Genomic DNA, 248 nt, shown 5'->3' with positions numbered 1-248 from the left:
ACACATGATGAAAATGGACACTTATATAGTGGACATGACTTTGTTAGTAATGACGGATTTGATGCAAACGGAAATATAAAATATGTTGATGACCATGATCCTATGGAAACAACTTATGATGATTGGGTAGCTGATAAGGCAAATCCAGGTACAGTTTGGGGAACACCACCATCAGATTATAAGCCGTATATTACTTCGCATGGAACGCACGTTTCCGGTACGATTGCAGCAAATACGACGAATAATAA

The 248-nt window shown here is 38.3% G+C and carries 1 protein-coding gene; it reads left to right on the top strand.

Annotated features, from left to right (window positions below):
• A partial coding sequence (locus tag CN692_RS26270; RefSeq protein WP_179874489.1) for a hypothetical protein occupies nucleotides 1–248 on the top strand: 248 nt, incomplete at both ends.

This window comes from Bacillus sp. AFS002410, from assembly GCF_002556365.1.
Lineage (GTDB): Bacteria > Bacillota > Bacilli > Bacillales > Bacillaceae_G > Gottfriedia.
The sequence above is the reverse complement of the archived record's forward strand: the minus strand, read 5'-3'. Positions and strand labels throughout refer to the sequence as shown.